Raw genomic sequence first — 16,704 nt, forward strand, 5'->3', positions numbered from 1 at the left:
TATAAAAAGTTGTGATTTATTAACAAGCATTTAAAATATGTTAACATAAAAAATGACTAACTTTCTCAACATCTTAATAATGCTAAACTATCAACCAATGAATCATTTAAAACATCTTTTCCAGTTAATTATTTGTGTGTGTCTTGTGAGTTCTTGTAATTCTAATCAATCTACTAAAATTGAAACTAGTACAACTACATCATTTTCTAACACTTACAAAGCTGCAGCATTTGAAAACGATAATCGCGTTGAAAAAATTAAACAAATAGCTCCAGAGATTGAAAAAGTGATGATTGAGCATGCCAAAGGCAGGCATATTCCAGGGATTGCTTATGGTATTGTAGTCGATGACCAATTGGTTATTGCTTCAGCAGATGGTGTATTGGATGTTGATACTAAAAATCTAGCAACTACAACATCGGCGTTTCGAATCGCTTCTATGACTAAGAGTTTTACAGCAATGGCAATTATAAAATTAAGAGATGAAGGTAAACTAGCTTTAAACGACCCTGTTAGTAAATACATTCCTGAAATGACTAATCTGGAATATCTTACAAAAGACAGTCCTATTATCGATATTGAAAATCTATTAACTATGACAGCAGGTTTTCCAGAAGATAATCCTTGGGGAGACCGTCAGTTAGACGAAACAAACGAGATGCTTATTGGTATGATAGACGATGGTGTAACCTTCTCTAACACACCATCATTTGAATACGAATACAGTAATACAGGTTATGCGTTGCTTGGTAATATTGTGTCTCGAGTTTCTGGTGAGCCTTACCAAGATTACATCAAGAATAACATACTCCAACCCTTAGGGATGAACAACACCTATTGGGAATGGAATGATGTTCCAAAAGAAGAACTTGCCATTGGCTACCGTTGGGAAGACGAACAATGGAAACTAGAACCTATATTGCATGATGGTTCGTTTGGCTCTATGGGTGGGCTTATCACCACCATTGAAGATTTTAGTAAATATGTAAGTTTTCATCTTTCGGCATGGCCTCCAAGAAATGATGACGATAATGGACCAATTAAACGAAGCTCACTTCGTGAGATGCAAACACCTCAATATCCAAGATTATATCCAAATGCTAGAGATTACAATGGTGATACGTGCGCTTTAATGAATGGCTACGGATTTGGACTTGGTATTGCTACCTATTGCAATGACATAAAACGTGTATCACATGGAGGCGCGCTTCCAGGGTTTGGTAGTAACTATTATTTTTATCCTGAATATGGTGTTGGTGTGATGGCTTTTGGCAACCTAACGTATACAGGGCCTTTGCCAATAAACAAAGTAGAGCAATTATTATTTGATAAAACTGGGTTAGAACCACGAGAGCTTCCTGTATCTGATATTCTTGAGAAGCGAAAAGCGCAAGTCTTAGATTTAGTACAAAATTGGAATGCTAACCTTGAAAAGGAAATTATTGCAGAAAACTTTTATTTAGATAAGTCTAGAGATAAACGAATGTCTCAAGCCAAACAAATTTTTGCAGAAGCTGGAGCGGTTGTTAAAGTAGAAGACCTAACACCTTTAAACCAATTACGAGGTCGCTTTAATGTGCAAACTGAGAATGGTATTATCTCTATGTTTTTTACACTTACACCTGAAAAATCACCAAAAGTACAGCGTTTGGATATGTCATTTAAGGAAACACTATCCGAGTAAACATATTTGACTTTGTAAGAAAAAAAAGTCGAACTTCGTTTAACGTCGGATATAAGTCATTAAAACGACGCATATCCGACGTTAAACGAACCTAATATTTAGTTCTGCATTTCCAGCTAAACTACATACCACAAAATCATAAAATAGTGACTAATAGCACCAGCTAATACAAACACGTGCCAAATCACATGGTTGTATGGTATTTTGTTAATGGCGTAAAACACAATGCCTACTGTATAAAACAAACCACCTGCAAATAAGAAAAGTACCCCATTGGTGTCCATTCTTTCAGCTAGAACGCTAAAATCAAAGACGATTAACCAACCCATAACCAAATACAACAGCGTTGAAAACACCTCGAAACGTCCTGTAAAAAAGAGTTTTAGAAATACACCGAAAGCAGCAATTCCCCAAACGGTATAAAACAGAAGCCAACCATTACTATCTGATAATGTTAACAATAATACAGGCGTATAAGTTCCTGCAATTAATAAATAAATGCTTATATGGTCTACAATTCTAAAATAGTGTTTGCGTTTTTCGGTTTTGGCTGCATGATATAATGCAGAAGCACTAAACAACACAATAATGGAAAGACCATATACTAATACACTAAATAAACTCCATGGTGTATCAGCTTGTTTGCTTACTAGTATTATTAAACCAACAATACCTAATACAGCTCCAATGGCATGAGAGAATGTATTGAGCTGTTCCTCTAACTTAGTTTGTACGCTCAATGGTTTTTGGGGTTTTGGCAGTTTTAGGTTTGTCACTTAACCATTTCTGGGTTAATTCAAAGAAGTCCAATCCTAAAGCATCTTTTTGTCTTTCTAAGCGTCCGCTTTGAAAGTTGCGTTGCAAGATATCTTCAATTAAATAATCCTCTTTTACATTCATCGGGTCGAACTCTTTTTTCAAAGATAAGTCGAATAGACTTGCTGTATTATTAAACCAAAAGGCACGCCAACCATTACGTAGTTCTTTAATAAGCTCAAAGGTTGTATGTCCAGTCTGTCGGTGGATTAATTTAATAAGTATTTGTCCTTCGGTTCGTGTGAGTTTTTTTAACTCATCTGAAAATTCACCTTCAATATACCGTTGTATCTTTTTAGCGTACTGTTTTCTATCACGCTTTTTTTCTAATCTATTTAGTCGTGCATTAAGTGTATCTAATCTAGTAGCAGCCAGTTGTGCATAATGATATACTTTTAAGGTTTTACGCTTTAAGATTAAGTAACGTCGTCTATCTTCTTTACTATCAAACTCCAATTTATGGAGTAGCATAACTTCGTCTAAATCTATGGCTAATCTTGGAATAGAATCACCTTTTATTATCAAATATTTTATTTGAGAAGTATCGGTTTCAGTTTCTTCAACCTGACCAAAACAAAACAATGGTAATACAAATAATATGCAAAGAATCTTTTTCATAATTGGGTTAAATTCAAATTGAGGTGCTTTGAATAAAACTTAACAGTGTAAAGTTAATATTTTACACTCTTTTAAACCTTAAATTCTTATTAATATTATTATTTTAGAGCAAAATATTTTAGAATGGCAAAAAAGAAGATACTCAATAAAAAGTCTATGGACTTTCTTGAAAAATACTTAAATAATGCAGCACCTACAGGTTACGAATGGGATGGGCAAAAAATTTGGATGAATTATCTAAAACCTTATGTAGATGAATTTATTACAGATACTTACGGAACAGCTGTTGGTGTTATTAATCCAGAGGCTGATTACAAAGTAGTTATTGAAGGTCATGCTGATGAAATTTCATGGTATGTGAATTATATTGCAGACAACGGATTGATTTATGTGATTAGAAATGGTGGAAGTGACCATCAAATTGCACCAAGTAAAATTGTGAATATCCACACCAAAAAAGGTATTGTAAAAGGTGTTTTTGGTTGGCCTGCAATTCATACACGAAATCGTTCGAAAGAAGAGCCACCAAAACCAGATAACATTACTATTGATATTGGTGCTAAGGACAAAGCAGAAGTTGAGAAAATGGGTGTTCATGTTGGTTGCGTTATTACCTATCCAGATGAATTCCATATACTTAACAAAGACAAGTTTGTTTGTCGTGCTTTAGACAACAGAATGGGTGGTTTTATGATTGCTGAAGTAGCAAGATTATTACATGAAAACAAAAAGAAATTACCTTTTGGTTTATACATTACAAACTCAGTTCAAGAAGAAATTGGATTGCGTGGTGCCGAAATGATTACGCATACAATTAAACCTAATGTAGCAATTGTGACAGATGTAACTCATGACACTACTACTCCAATGATTGAAAAGAAAAAAGAAGGTCATTTGGAGATAGGTAAAGGCCCAGTAGTTGCTTATGCTCCTGCAGTACAACAAAAATTACGTGATTTAATTATAGATACTGCTGAAGAGAAGAATATACCATTCCAACGTTCAGCATTATCCAGAGCTACTGGAACAGATACTGATGCTTTTGCTTATAGCAATGGTGGTGTTGCCTCTGCCTTAATTTCGTTACCATTACGTTATATGCACACAACCGTAGAAATGGTACATAAAGATGATGTTGAAAACGTCATTAGAATGATTTACGAAACCATTCTAAAAATAAAAACTGGAGAAACGTTTAGCTATTTTGAATAAATGAATTTAAAACATCAAAAACATCTTTTTAGTATTCCTGAAGACGTTACCTATTTAAACATTGCAAGTCAATCGCCTTCTTTTAAGGCGGTTGAACAAGCAGGGATAGATGGTATTCTTGAAAAAAGTCAACCATATAAAATTACCACTAGCAATTATTTTGAGCCAGTAATTGAACTTAAAAAGTTATTTTCAAAATTGATTGACAATGATGATTATAACAGAGTTGCTAATATACCATCAGCTTCATATGGAATTGCAACTGCTGCCAATAATATTACATTAGAAAAAGACGATGAAATTATTTTGATAGACGAACAGTTCCCAAGTAATTACTACGCTTGGGAAAAACTAGCAAAAAAATATGATGCAAAACTAAAAATTGTTAAACAACCAGAAACAAAAGAAAATAGAGGAGCTCTTTGGAATACTGACCTTTTAAATGCTATTACTAAAAAAGCGGCTGTAATTAGCATTGGAAATATACATTGGGCAAATGGTACATTGTTCGATTTAAAAAAGGTTAGTAAAAAAGCTAAAGAGCATCATGCTCTATTAATTATAGATGGAAGTCAATCTATTGGTGCACTACCTTTCTCGGTAAAAGAGATTCAACCAGATGCATTAATTTGTGCAGGTTACAAATGGTTGTTTGGTCCTTATGGATGTAGTTATGCCTATTTTGGAGATTATTTTGATAACGGAACTCCACTAGAAGAAAATTGGTCTAACAGATTAAATAGTGAAGATTTTAGTAGATTAACATCTTATGAGCCTAGATATAAGCCTTTGGCTAATCGTTATTCTACTGGTGAACATGCTAGTTTTATTTATGTAAAAATGCAGATTGCAGCTTTAAAACAAGTTTTAAGCTGGACGCCGCTTGCGATTCAAGAATATTGTAAAGAAATAACACAAGACACTGTTAAAGCTTTAAAAAAATTAGGCTGCAATATTGAAACTCAAAATAATAGAGCACATCATTTATTTGGTGTAGAACTTCCAAAAAACCTTGATATAGAATTATTAAAACAAAAACTAAAAGAAGAAAACGTGTTTATTTCTTTTAGAGGTAATTATATCCGACTTTCTTGTCATTTATTCAACACAAAAGACGATTTTACAAAGCTAACAAATTGCATAATGTCTTGTTTATAAGCTTTCTAGTTCTTTGGAGACACTTTTAATAGTCGAGAAGTTGCTATAATTTCTTCTTTATTCATCATCATTTTTCTAAATTCTCCTTTACTATACATATCGGCTTGGTCGTCGTAATGTTCACTAAAAGGGTTTCCAGATTGTCCAGTTGGTAAAATGCTAATACTATTTTCAATATCTGAAAAGTCAACAATACGTCTTGTAGAAGGTCCAGCTTTTATTTCATACAAACCTGTATCGTTAAAGTCAAAAGCTTTGTTATCAATTACCTCTTCCGTTCCTCCTGTTTCAAACGGTCCAACATTAAAATAAGGTCTTAATGTTTTTACAGCTCCAAGTGCATGACCATGCTCTAAGGTGTGTACTGTTCCCCATTTCCAATTAATAATGTCTTCCCCTAGTTGTGCTTCTAATCTGGAGATAGCTTCAATAAATGATTGATTAATAATATCTGCTTTAGATTCTTTTACATTGGTAGTTTCTACATCATCCCACCATTTTGATGAATCGTTACCAATTTGCAATGCTATAGACCTCTTTATTAAATGCGTTTTTAAAAGTTGGTTAAACAGTGTATCGCCTAATTCATCTTTAAATGTGTTCTCCAAATAACGATACATAACACGATGATAAATGGTTGGAGCAATGCCTTCGACCTCATTATCACCTTCCCAAAGTTGCAATATATCCATTGCTCGTTGTTGATTTTTGTTTAATTTATTATAATTAATAACCTTGGTAAACACTCTAACATTACTAGTAGCAACAGACGATGTATTATCCACAATCATTTTAGAAAAACTCTCTCTATTCCAATTATTTTTGGGTTCAAGTAGTTCTACAATTCGCTTAGCTCTATCTTCTGGTAAATAATATCCAGGATATAACATTCCTGCAATTGAATCTGGTTGGTTATTTGCTGAGTACACATAATTCCAATCAGGATTTTCTGCCATTGGATTTTTTGAGAAGTCTAAATAGGTATCTGGGTCGTCCTCTCCACTTGCTCCTTCTAAAACAAACTTTGGATTAACGTGATCTTTATGCGTGTAAAGCTTCCCTGAAGCCCACCAAGCGACATTTCCTTTAGCATCACCATACATGACATTTAAACCTGGTGCATGAATCATTGATGCTGCTTGTTTTACATCTTCAATTGTTTTAGAGTGCGAAAGTTTGTAAGCAGCTTCTAGGATTTCAATTTTATGCTGCGTATATACCCAAGACATAGCTATTGGATTGCTATGCAAAATTTCATCTTGGACATTATTCATTATTGGACCATGTCTGGACGATTTTATATCTAAAATCACATCATCTTCATCTTTAACTTTTATAGTTTTAGAAGTTTTTTGATAAGCCGAATAACCATTTGGTGTTTTATATTCATCATTATTAGAGGAATGATTTGTCTCTTGATAAAAATCGATGTCATCATTTTCAAACATAGTTAAACCATATGCATAGTCTCTATTATGCCCTAACAATGGAAACACTACACCTGCCAAGTGATAACCATACATTTCATAATTTGGTGTTACTATATGAGCTTCATACCAAACAGCTGGTTGCGCATATCCAATATGAGGGTCATTTGCAAACAGCACACTGCCTGTGCTCGTTTTATTAGCATTCACAACCCAACTATTACTTCCAATAAAAACAGGAATTGGTAACTTATTTGTGACTTGGGTTATTTGGTTAGATAATGTCTCTAATACTTTAACTTCTGTCGTATTATTGGTTTTAATTAAAGTACCATTCGTATTTGGCAATAAATCTAAATCTATCAAATACTCATCACCTAACTTTTCTTGTATTGCAGTCAGCATTGGATCGGTTTTTTGAGCCATCGCAAAACTAAAAGCCATATACCCAAAAATATTGTACATGTCTTTTAATTGATAAGGTTCTTTTTTAACACCAACTAAAGTAAATTCTATAGGTGTTGCGCCTTCATTAATATACTGATTAACACCGTTTATATATGCCATTGCTAACTTGTAAGCATCAGTATTTTTATCTAAGTTATTTATAGCTTTCTCTGTAGCTTCCTCTATTCCAATAGTAGCAAAAAATTTGTCTGTTATTAACAAGTCCTTTCCCAATATTTCTGATAAACGTCCAGGAGCAATACGACGCATAAGTTCCATTTGCCATAACCTGTCCTGTGCATGCAAATATCCCAAAGTTGTATAGGCATCTTCTTGATTTTTGGCATAAATATGTGGTATACCATAGTCATCAAAATACGTTGAAACTTCTGATTGTAAATTTTGAAGCTCAAGATTTCCTGAATACTGAGGCTTTAGAGAGTTGATATATATAAAGCCAGAAATAGCACCAATTACCAATAGTATTAGTATTCCTAGTAAGATTTTTTTAAATACTCGCATAAAAAAAGTTTGATTACCAAAAATACTATTTACAGAAGTAAAACTAATTTTTTAAGACACATATTTTATTTAAAACCTATATTTGGTTATAAAATATAAGTTTGCAAGAATATATAGATATTTGGACAGAAAACGGGATTCCAACAGGAACTAACTGCTTAAAAGACGAAGCTCACTTAAAAGGATTATTTCATCCAACAGTGCACATTTGGTTTTACACTAAAAATGGTCATATTTTACTACAGCAAAGAAGTAAGCATAAAGAAACGTTTCCGAGCTTTTGGGATGTATCGGTTGCTGGACATATCTTAGCTGGAGAATCTATTCTAGAAGCTGCTTTACGTGAGATAAAAGAAGAAATAGGCCTAGATATTATTAAAAATAATCTAATACAAATTGATATTAGAAAAAATGTCAATGTACATCCAAATGGTATCAAAGACTGTGAATTTCAGCATGTTTTTTTATGTGAATTATTGGCTGATGTTAATAATTTAAAAATTCAGGAAGAAGAGGTAGACGGTATTACTTTAATTTCTTTAGATAAATTGAAATTCTATGCAGAAAATCGTAATGAAGCATTTAAATTAGTCCCAGCCGATTATACTTATTATACTTTTATTATAAATCAAGTGAGTAAAATGCTTTAATTTTTATAATTTTCCAACATGAATCTTCTAATTGCTACTGCTACTCCAATACTTATCGTCATTATTTACATCTATATTAAAGATAAGTATGAAAAAGAATCTAAACGTGTGCTATTAATTAGCTTCCTTTTAGGTGCTATTTTAAGCATCATCATAACGACACTGTTGTATGTGTTTTTTGATGTATTTCTTCCTTTACCAGATAATCATAGTATTTGGCAACAATTTGTAAAAGCCTTTTTTGTAGTTGCTTTAATAGAAGAGTTTAGCAAATATATTATGGTTCGTTATTATGCGCAACCTAAAAAAGATTTTAACGAACCTTTTGATGGTATTATTTACGCAGTTATGGTTTCTATGGGTTTTGCGGCAGTTGAAAACTTGTTTTATGTACTTGAAGGTGGAATAGAAGTCGCAGTAATTAGAGCTGTTACCGCTATTCCTGCGCATGCCTCTTTTGCAGTACTAATGGGATACTTTATGGGAAAAGCCAAATTCACTAATAACCGCATTAAGTGGAACTTAATAGGTCTCTCATTAGCAATTCTATTTCATGGGTCTTACGACTTTTTCTTATTTATAGGCTTTATTCCAGGATTATCAATTGGTGCATTTATTTCACTTATTATAGGGATTGTGTTATCTAAACGTGCTATAAAAGCACATCAAGAGATTTCACATTTTAAATAGCAAAAAATAGTTAAGAACATGACTTGCCTCATGTTCTTAAACAAAACTTACAATTAAATTTGTAGCTTTAATAGCCAATGAATTTATAAAAAATAATGAATAAAACATATACACTTAAATCAAATTCAGGTCATGAATTTAAACTAAATGCTTCAGATATTTCTAAGACCGATATCATTAGATTATCTAAATCTAAATATCATGTTCTTCATAACAATAAATCAATAGTTACCGAAACAATTGAGTCAGATTTCAATACAAAAACATATAAAATAAAAGTTAATAATAATATATATAACATAAACATAAGCAATATTTTAGATGATTTAATAAAAGAAATGGGTTTTAAAATTGGCATTTCAAAATTAGTCAATGAAATTAAAGCCCCAATGCCTGGATTGATTCTAGAAATTAGCGTTAAAATTGGTCAAGAAGTTAAAGAGGATGATACTTTATTAATTCTTGAAGCAATGAAAATGGAAAATATAATAACCTCTCCTCGTGATGGAATCATAAAAAATATTTCAGTTACTAAAGGAAATGCTGTCGATAAAAATGAGTTATTAATTGAATTTGAATAATATGAAGAAGATACTAATTGCAAACAGAGGAGAGATTGCTATTCGTGTAATGAGAACCGCTAAAAAAATGGGACTGAAAACTGTTGCAGTATTCTCAGAAGCTGATAGAAATGCACCACATGTACGATATGCTGATGAAGCAGTGTATATTGGTAAAGCGCCTTCTAATCAATCGTATTTATTAGGTGAAAAAATAATTGAAGTTGCCAAAAGTTTAAATGTAGACGGCATACATCCTGGTTACGGGTTTTTAAGTGAAAATGCGAATTTTGCAGAATTATGTGAAGATAACAATATTACTTTTATTGGACCACAATCTAAGGCTATTCGCATAATGGGTAGCAAGCTTGCAGCTAAAGACGCTGTGAAAGCATATAATATTCCAATGGTACCAGGAATTGATGAAGCCATTACAGATGTAAAAAAAGCCAAAAACATTGCTAAAGACATTGGATTTCCTATTCTAATAAAAGCATCAGCTGGTGGTGGAGGAAAAGGTATGCGTATTGTTGAAAAAGAGTCTGAACTAGAATCACAAATGAATCGCGCTATTAGCGAAGCAACTTCTGCTTTTGGTGATGGTTCTGTATTTATAGAAAAATATGTGACTTCTCCTAGACATATCGAAATTCAAATTATGGCAGATAGCCATGGTAACGTGTTACATTTCTTTGAGAGAGAATGCAGCATACAACGTAGACATCAAAAGGTGGTTGAGGAAGCACCTTCAACCATTTTAACACCAGAATTACGAGCAAAAATGGGAGAAGCTGCTATTAATGTAGCACGCTCTTGTGATTATTTAGGCGCAGGAACTGTAGAGTTTTTAATGGATGCCGACCATAATTTTTATTTCTTAGAAATGAATACACGATTACAGGTAGAACATCCTGTATCTGAATTGATTTCTGATGTAGATTTGGTTGAACTTCAAATTCGTGTAGCTCGTGGCGAAACTTTAGAAGTAAAACAAGAAGATTTAAAAATCAATGGTCATGCATTAGAACTACGTGTCTATGCTGAAGACCCTTTAAATGACTTTTTGCCAAGTGTTGGAACGCTTGAAACCTACAAATTGCCAGTTGGAAAAGGAATTCGTGTGGATAATGGGTTTGAAGAAGGCATGGAGATTCCTATTTATTATGACCCTATGCTTTCAAAGTTAGTTACCTATGGAAAAACACGTAATGAAGCTATTCAATTAATGCTACATGCCATTGAAAACTACCATATTGAAGGTGTACAAACCACATTACCATTTGGAAAATTTGTTTGTGAACATGAAGCTTTTATTTCTGGAGATTTTGATACACATTTTGTGAAAAATTATTATTCTCCTGAAAAATTATTAGAACAACATAAAGAAGAAGCGAAAATTGCAGCATTAATTGCCTTAAAATCTTATTTAGAAGACCAACAACTATTACGATTACCAAATTAGATACTTATGGACTCAAAAATAAAAGCACTTAACGAAAAACTTCAACAAGCCTATTTAGGTGGTGGTGAATCTCGCATTAAAAAGCAACATGCTAAAAAGAAACTTACAGCACGAGAACGTGTTAATTATCTGCTCGATGAAGGTTCTTTTGAAGAAATTGGCACTTTAGTAACGCACCGTACCAAAGACTTTGGGATGGAAAAACAAAAATTTTATGGCGATGGTGTTATTACTGGTTACGGCACAGTTGATGGAAGACTAGTGTACATGTTTGCTCAGGATTTTACAGTTTTTGGTGGCTCTTTATCTGAAACCCATGCTGAAAAAATCTGTAAGATTATGGATATGGCAGTAAACGTTGGAGCACCTTTAATTGGGTTAAACGATTCTGGTGGTGCTCGTATTCAAGAAGGTGTGCGTTCGCTTGGTGGCTATGCCGATATTTTCTATAGAAATGTACAAGCTTCAGGTGTTATACCTCAAATTTCAGCGATTATGGGACCTTGTGCTGGAGGAGCAGTCTATTCTCCTGCAATGACAGATTTTACTATCATGGTTCAAGATACAAGCTATATGTTTGTTACAGGACCTAACGTTGTTAAAACTGTTACTAACGAAGAAGTTACTAGCGAAGAACTTGGTGGTGCTTCAACACATTCTACAAAATCTGGAGTAGCTCATAAAACCTCGGCTAATGATATTGAGTGCTTAGAGGATGTTAAACAATTATTGAGCTATTTCCCACAAAGTAATCGAGAAAAACCAACGAGTCTTGCTTATGAGCTAAAAGATGAAATTAGAGATAGCCTCTCTTCTATTGTTCCAGACAATCCAAACAAACCTTATGACATGCATGAGGTTATAAAAGGTATTATTGATATCGATTCGTTTTATGAAATACACAAAGATTACGCTGAAAACATCATAGTTGGATTTGCGCGTTTAGGCGGAAAAAGCATTGGTATCATTGCTAATCAGCCTATGTTCTTAGCTGGTGTTTTAGATGTGGACAGCTCAAAAAAAGCAGCGAGATTTGTACGTTTTTGTGATTGTTTTAATATTCCAATGTTAGTTTTAGAAGATGTCCCAGGGTTTTTACCAGGGACAGATCAAGAATGGAATGGTATTATAATACATGGCGCCAAATTACTTTATGCGTTTAGCGAAGCTACTGTACCAAGAGTTACGGTTATTACTAGAAAAGCATATGGAGGCGCTTATGATGTGATGAACTCTAAACATATTGGTGCGGATATGAATTTTGCATGGCCAAGTGCCGAAATTGCTGTTATGGGAGCAAAAGGTGCTGCCGAAATTATTTTTAAACGAGAGATTAATACAGCAAAAGATAAAGAAGCTAAGTGGAAAGAAAAAGAAGCAGAATATGCCGAACTATTTGCAAATCCTTATAGTGCTGCGGAACGTGGCTTTATAGATGAAGTTATTTTACCATCAGATACACGACGTAAATTGTTAAAGGCTTTTTCAATGTTGGAAGACAAACAAGTAAATAAACCAAAACGCAAACATGGAAATATTCCGTTATAGGAAATTATTTTCTAATTTGTTTTTTTGAAGTTAAAAATATAAGTGACTAGACTATCGTTTTCGAAGCCTTTTATAGTTCTTCGATAATTATTTACATCTATAAACTCATAAACAACTTCATAAGGGTTTTTATAATCCTTATTTTTAAAAATAATTTTAGAATCAGATCTTTCAACAGCTTGGAAAATTTTTGGAGTCGAGTTTTTAATTACTGAAAGTAGAATTAGCTCTTCATTCACTAATTCAATACGCGTTCTTGCACTGTAACTAGTGTCTACTTTTTCAATATAATAACCTTCTTGAAACATCCATCCATTACTATCAAGCTTCCAAGCTTCATGCAATTCACCATCAAAAGCTTTAGCTATCCATTTTCCAGATAGTCTTGATTCTAAGTTTAGCTTATCAATATTATCATTTTCTTTTTTACAAGAAACAAACAGTAATACAAAAACTATAAAGGCAATGAACCTCATGACAAATTAAAATTATTTAGGAAATAAACTCTTATCCAATCCTGGAACTATGCGAAGTGCATTTTTGTAGTATACTTTTTTCAACACTTCATCATCAAGATCTAGCCCATACATTGCCCAATATGCATGGTATTTTTTATGATATGGAAAGTATTCGTCGGCACTTTCTAAAACTCTAAAATAGGTTGGAAATTCTTCTGGTTTCCAGCTATCTTTTCCAAATAACACACGATCTTGGTATTTAGTAATGAAAGCTTTAGCAAAACGTGGCTGCCTTCCTAATTCGGCTATAATTGCTCCTATACCAACATTCATGTTTGGCATTTCATCCAACAACTCTCCTAGCCTACCCAAATCATTAGCTAACCAACTCATGTGTGCACTTATAAAGGTTGTTTTTGGATGCTTTTTTATAATACTATATTGCTCATTCATTATTTGTTTAAATGGTGCAGGATTTGTATCATCACGTTTACGCCTTGGATGCGTTTTTAATTCTAACCAACGCTCATTATCGCCATCAAAATCATCCCAAAAAGATGCTGGATCTGCCGAATGTATTAATACAGGAATTCCTAATTCCCCACATTTTGCCCAAATTGGGTCAAGTCTTTTATCATTAATTGCTAGACGATTTCCTTGAAAATCTTTATTACTTAATCCTAAACTTTTATAGACCTTTAATCCACGTGCGCCATTTTTAACATCCTGCTCTAATTGTGCTATCATTTTTTCGGTCCATCCTTCACTTCCTGCATCTTGAAAATTAATATTTGCAAAGACAACAAATCGTCCTGGAAAATTAGTAGCAATATTCTTTACCGATTTCACAAGTTCATCTCCAGTTCTACCACTAAGATTAACCATGATTCTCATATTTAATTTATCCATATCTGCAACTACAGGTGCTAAATCTTGCGTTGGCATTCTGTATTGGTGACCATGAATGTCAATAAAAGGAAATTTTGCTTTAAAAATACTATCTCCTGGAACTACTAATGTTGATTTAGGATTATAGTCTTCAAAAGACATTTCTTGTGAAAATGAATTTACTGATAACGAAAAAGTTAGAATAAAAATAAAGGTTTTAACTACTCTCATAATTTAAATTAGTTAGTCCATAAAGTTATTTATTATAATTTATATTAATACTGTTTTAGCATGTATTTAACATGATTATTTAAATGATACACCTGATAGTATATTGACAATTGAAGAAATCATATATTCAATTCCAATAGCAATAACTATAAATCCAATAATCCTAGATAACGCATTAATGCCTGAAGCTCCTAAAAATTTCACTATAAAATAGGCACTTTTAAGAATTACATAAATACTTGCTGCTGCTAAAACCATTGCGCAAATAATTATTAATATATCTTTTGTTAAATGAAATTCTTGATTATAACCAATAAGCATAGATATTGTACCTGGACCAGCTAGCATTGGAATGGATAAAGGTGTAAGTGATACAGAATCTCTAGTATGGATATCCTCTTGTACTCCTGAGCGTTTCATCCCCTTATGTTCCCCAAACTTTCCTGTTAAAAGCGCAAAACCAGATGAGGTAATTATTAATCCTCCAGCAATTTTTAAAGAGTTTAGGCTAATTCCAAAAAAGGATAAAATAAATTTTCCTGCAAAAAAAGATAGTAGTAGAATTATCAACACATTTATAGCTGTCCAAAAAGCTGTTAGGGCTCGCTCTCTTTTAGAGTTATTTTGTGTTAAACCAACAAATACTGGTACTGTTCCCAAAGGGTTCATAATAGAAAACAAAGCACCAAAAGTAACTAATAGTAAGTTCATGTTTTTTGATGCAAAGTCACTACTATTTATTGTTATCGCGGTTACTTAACCTTTAAGCAATGATTACCAAAATGTAAAATTTTACTTTAAATCTTCTATCATTAAATTGTAGTCATACTGTAGGTCTTCGTGCATTTTCGCGATAGCTTTTTGAGCAAATTCTAACTGCTTATTATACATATTGGTTAGAATAGTATTTTGTGTATAAGACGGTTTTATTTTAGCTAGAACTTTACAAAAATAAATAAGTAACTCTGCTTCTGTTTCTTTCTTTTTCGAATAGCGAATGAAGCGTTTAACTTGTCTCAATATTTTACGAACAGATTTTTTTATATAATAATAGTTAGTAGCACTTATTTCTGAAAAATTTATATCAATATAAGTCTTTACACTTTCAATATATGCGTCTTCATTCTCCGATTCGAACACTAAATAGGTCAATAATTCTTTAGACTCTAACTTAAACCTTGCCATTGCCATACAATAGTCTATAAGTTGCTCTTGCGAACGGTACTTTAATTCTTTCTTAAGCTCTATAATACTGGCTGGTTTCATATAATTCTAATTAGTTAACGCTCTTTTTTACACCTTTCCTTCTACTTATAACTTTAAATGATTTTACAATTTTTTGAAATAAATCACGATACTTGTCATGCTTATTTTGTAAAGTCCATGCCATTACCATATACACATAATTTTCACCTTCAACAAAAGCTAGTGTGTAACCTATATCAATCCCATCTATAGTAGCATCTACTTCTGTAATTTCGAATGGAAGACCGTTTATAGTAGATGATTCAATATCTTCTGCTCTACTAATTGATACTTCTTCACCCAAAAATTGTAATTGAATGTTTTTATAATTTTTAGCTATCGACAATGATTCATTAAATTCTCCTAGATCCTTGAAAGCTGATATAAAATCTTCTTTAGACTCATCAATAACAATGGTGTAAGTCTCTTTAAATATATTTTGATATTCTAACGATGCATCTTCATTTAGGTCTTCAGATTCTTTCATAAAGGTTGGAAGCTCAATACTATATTGGTTGTTAACCCTTATTAATTCAAAATCTGTGTTTAGTAGTGTATTATTTTTTTTGTTTCCAGAAGGTTCTACACAAGAAGTAAGTAATAATGTAAATAAAGAAAGGAAAATAATTTTTTGGGGTAGTTTCATAATGTTAGACAAATTATTTAATCAAATGGTAGCAAATCTGGTTCTAAAAAGGAAGATTTTGCTGTTTCTGAATTAAATATATCAATATTATAATGCTGTGCCAAAAGATCTTTAAAGTTTGCTTTTAATCTTGGATGTTCAGAAATGAAATCCTTAAAGTTATTAGACTTCGATTTTAGAATAAAATGATAAACAGCTTTAACAGCAGCTATAGTTACCGTTTTGTTATATTTATCTTGGGCACCAAGTGAACAAACATAATTGAATAATTGGCTATCTACATTAATTAAAGCCTGTTCAATTCCATATTTAACAACATGAATCCAAGCTAACCTAATATGTGCTTCATGATTAAATAGAGACGGATTTAAAGTTCCATTACGAAATTGTAATTCGAAGGCTTCATCATTAAATTGATAGTGATTATTCATATTTTAATTAA

The 16,704-nt window shown here is 32.6% G+C and carries 17 protein-coding genes; 8 read left to right on the forward strand and 9 right to left on the reverse strand.

The features are described from left to right. Nucleotides 1-97 precede the first annotated feature (97 nt). Nucleotides 98-1,684, forward strand: a complete 1,587-nt coding sequence (locus tag ABGB03_RS08125) for a serine hydrolase domain-containing protein (protein ID WP_347921720.1) — start codon at nucleotides 98-100, stop codon at nucleotides 1,682-1,684. Between the two features lie 116 nt (nucleotides 1,685-1,800). Here the strand turns inward: ABGB03_RS08125 and ABGB03_RS08130 are convergent, their stop codons facing one another. Both ABGB03_RS08130 and ABGB03_RS08135 read right to left on the reverse strand, forming a co-directional pair. Further along, nucleotides 1,801-2,424, reverse strand: a complete 624-nt coding sequence (locus tag ABGB03_RS08130) for a hemolysin III family protein (protein WP_347921721.1) — start codon at nucleotides 2,422-2,424, stop codon at nucleotides 1,801-1,803. Next, nucleotides 2,408-3,118, reverse strand: a complete 711-nt coding sequence (locus ABGB03_RS08135) for a DUF4294 domain-containing protein (RefSeq protein ID WP_347921723.1) — start codon at nucleotides 3,116-3,118, stop codon at nucleotides 2,408-2,410. Before ABGB03_RS08135 ends, ABGB03_RS08130 begins: the two co-directional genes overlap by 17 nt. A 123-nt stretch (nucleotides 3,119-3,241) precedes the next feature. On the opposite strand from ABGB03_RS08135, the gene ABGB03_RS08140 reads away from it, so the two are divergent. Together ABGB03_RS08140 and ABGB03_RS08145 are read left to right on the forward strand one after the other, a co-directional pair. Further along, complete coding sequence (locus tag ABGB03_RS08140; protein ID WP_347921725.1) at nucleotides 3,242-4,330, forward strand: M42 family metallopeptidase; 1,089 nt, start codon at nucleotides 3,242-3,244, stop codon at nucleotides 4,328-4,330. Further along, nucleotides 4,331-5,488 carry an aminotransferase class V-fold PLP-dependent enzyme gene (locus ABGB03_RS08145; protein WP_347921726.1) on the forward strand — a complete coding sequence of 386 codons (1,158 nt, stop codon included), beginning with the start codon at nucleotides 4,331-4,333 and terminating at the stop codon, nucleotides 5,486-5,488. 5 nt (nucleotides 5,489-5,493) lie between these two features. Here the strand turns inward: ABGB03_RS08145 and ABGB03_RS08150 are convergent, their stop codons facing one another. Further along, the gene (locus tag ABGB03_RS08150; RefSeq protein WP_347921727.1) at nucleotides 5,494-7,884 is read right to left on the reverse strand and encodes a penicillin acylase family protein; all 2,391 of its coding nucleotides are present in this window, start codon (nucleotides 7,882-7,884) and stop codon (nucleotides 5,494-5,496) included. Between the two features lie 101 nt (nucleotides 7,885-7,985). Here ABGB03_RS08150 and ABGB03_RS08155 point away from each other — a divergent pair, with 101 nt between their 5' ends. The 5 genes from ABGB03_RS08155 (at nucleotide 7,986) to ABGB03_RS08175 (ending at nucleotide 12,794) form a co-directional block, all read left to right on the forward strand. Then, on the forward strand, nucleotides 7,986-8,534 hold the full coding sequence (locus ABGB03_RS08155) for an NUDIX domain-containing protein (protein ID WP_347921729.1): 549 nt from the start codon (nucleotides 7,986-7,988) through the stop codon (nucleotides 8,532-8,534). 18 nt (nucleotides 8,535-8,552) lie between these two features. After that, the gene (locus ABGB03_RS08160) at nucleotides 8,553-9,224 is read left to right on the forward strand and encodes a PrsW family glutamic-type intramembrane protease (protein WP_347921731.1); all 672 of its coding nucleotides are present in this window, start codon (nucleotides 8,553-8,555) and stop codon (nucleotides 9,222-9,224) included. A gap of 95 nt (nucleotides 9,225-9,319) precedes the next feature. Further along, a complete protein-coding gene (locus ABGB03_RS08165; RefSeq protein ID WP_347921733.1) occupies nucleotides 9,320-9,805 on the forward strand; it encodes an acetyl-CoA carboxylase biotin carboxyl carrier protein subunit in 486 nt (161 codons plus the stop codon). Between the two features lies 1 nt (nucleotide 9,806). Further along, nucleotides 9,807-11,246 (forward strand): acetyl-CoA carboxylase biotin carboxylase subunit, encoded by a 1,440-nt coding sequence (gene accC, locus ABGB03_RS08170; protein WP_347921735.1) that lies wholly within the window; start codon nucleotides 9,807-9,809, stop codon nucleotides 11,244-11,246. Nucleotides 11,247-11,252: 6 nt separating this feature from the next. Next, nucleotides 11,253-12,794: an acyl-CoA carboxylase subunit beta gene (locus ABGB03_RS08175; RefSeq protein WP_347921736.1), complete on the forward strand. Its 1,542-nt coding sequence runs from the start codon at nucleotides 11,253-11,255 to the stop codon at nucleotides 12,792-12,794. Nucleotides 12,795-12,805: 11 nt separating this feature from the next. Here ABGB03_RS08175 and ABGB03_RS08180 read toward each other — a convergent pair whose 3' ends face one another. From ABGB03_RS08180 to ABGB03_RS08205, 6 genes are all read right to left on the reverse strand, one after another. After that, nucleotides 12,806-13,270, reverse strand: coding sequence for a hypothetical protein (locus ABGB03_RS08180; protein ID WP_347921738.1), 465 nt, complete (start codon nucleotides 13,268-13,270; stop codon nucleotides 12,806-12,808). Nucleotides 13,271-13,282: 12 nt separating this feature from the next. Then, nucleotides 13,283-14,371, reverse strand: coding sequence for an amidohydrolase family protein (locus ABGB03_RS08185; RefSeq protein ID WP_347921740.1), 1,089 nt, complete (start codon nucleotides 14,369-14,371; stop codon nucleotides 13,283-13,285). Between the two features lie 75 nt (nucleotides 14,372-14,446). After that, on the reverse strand, nucleotides 14,447-15,082 hold the full coding sequence (locus ABGB03_RS08190; RefSeq protein ID WP_347921741.1) for a MarC family protein: 636 nt from the start codon (nucleotides 15,080-15,082) through the stop codon (nucleotides 14,447-14,449). Between the two features lie 81 nt (nucleotides 15,083-15,163). Next, entirely contained in the window at nucleotides 15,164-15,637 is a 474-nt protein-coding gene (locus tag ABGB03_RS08195; RefSeq protein WP_347921743.1) for a hypothetical protein, read from the reverse strand. A gap of 10 nt (nucleotides 15,638-15,647) precedes the next feature. Further along, a complete protein-coding gene (locus ABGB03_RS08200; protein WP_347921745.1) occupies nucleotides 15,648-16,262 on the reverse strand; it encodes a hypothetical protein in 615 nt (204 codons plus the stop codon). Between the two features lie 17 nt (nucleotides 16,263-16,279). Next, entirely contained in the window at nucleotides 16,280-16,693 is a 414-nt protein-coding gene (locus ABGB03_RS08205) for a hypothetical protein (RefSeq protein ID WP_347921747.1), read from the reverse strand. Nucleotides 16,694-16,704 lie beyond the last annotated feature (11 nt).

This window comes from Pontimicrobium sp. SW4, from assembly GCF_039954625.1.
Classification (GTDB): Bacteria; Bacteroidota; Bacteroidia; order Flavobacteriales; family Flavobacteriaceae; genus Pontimicrobium.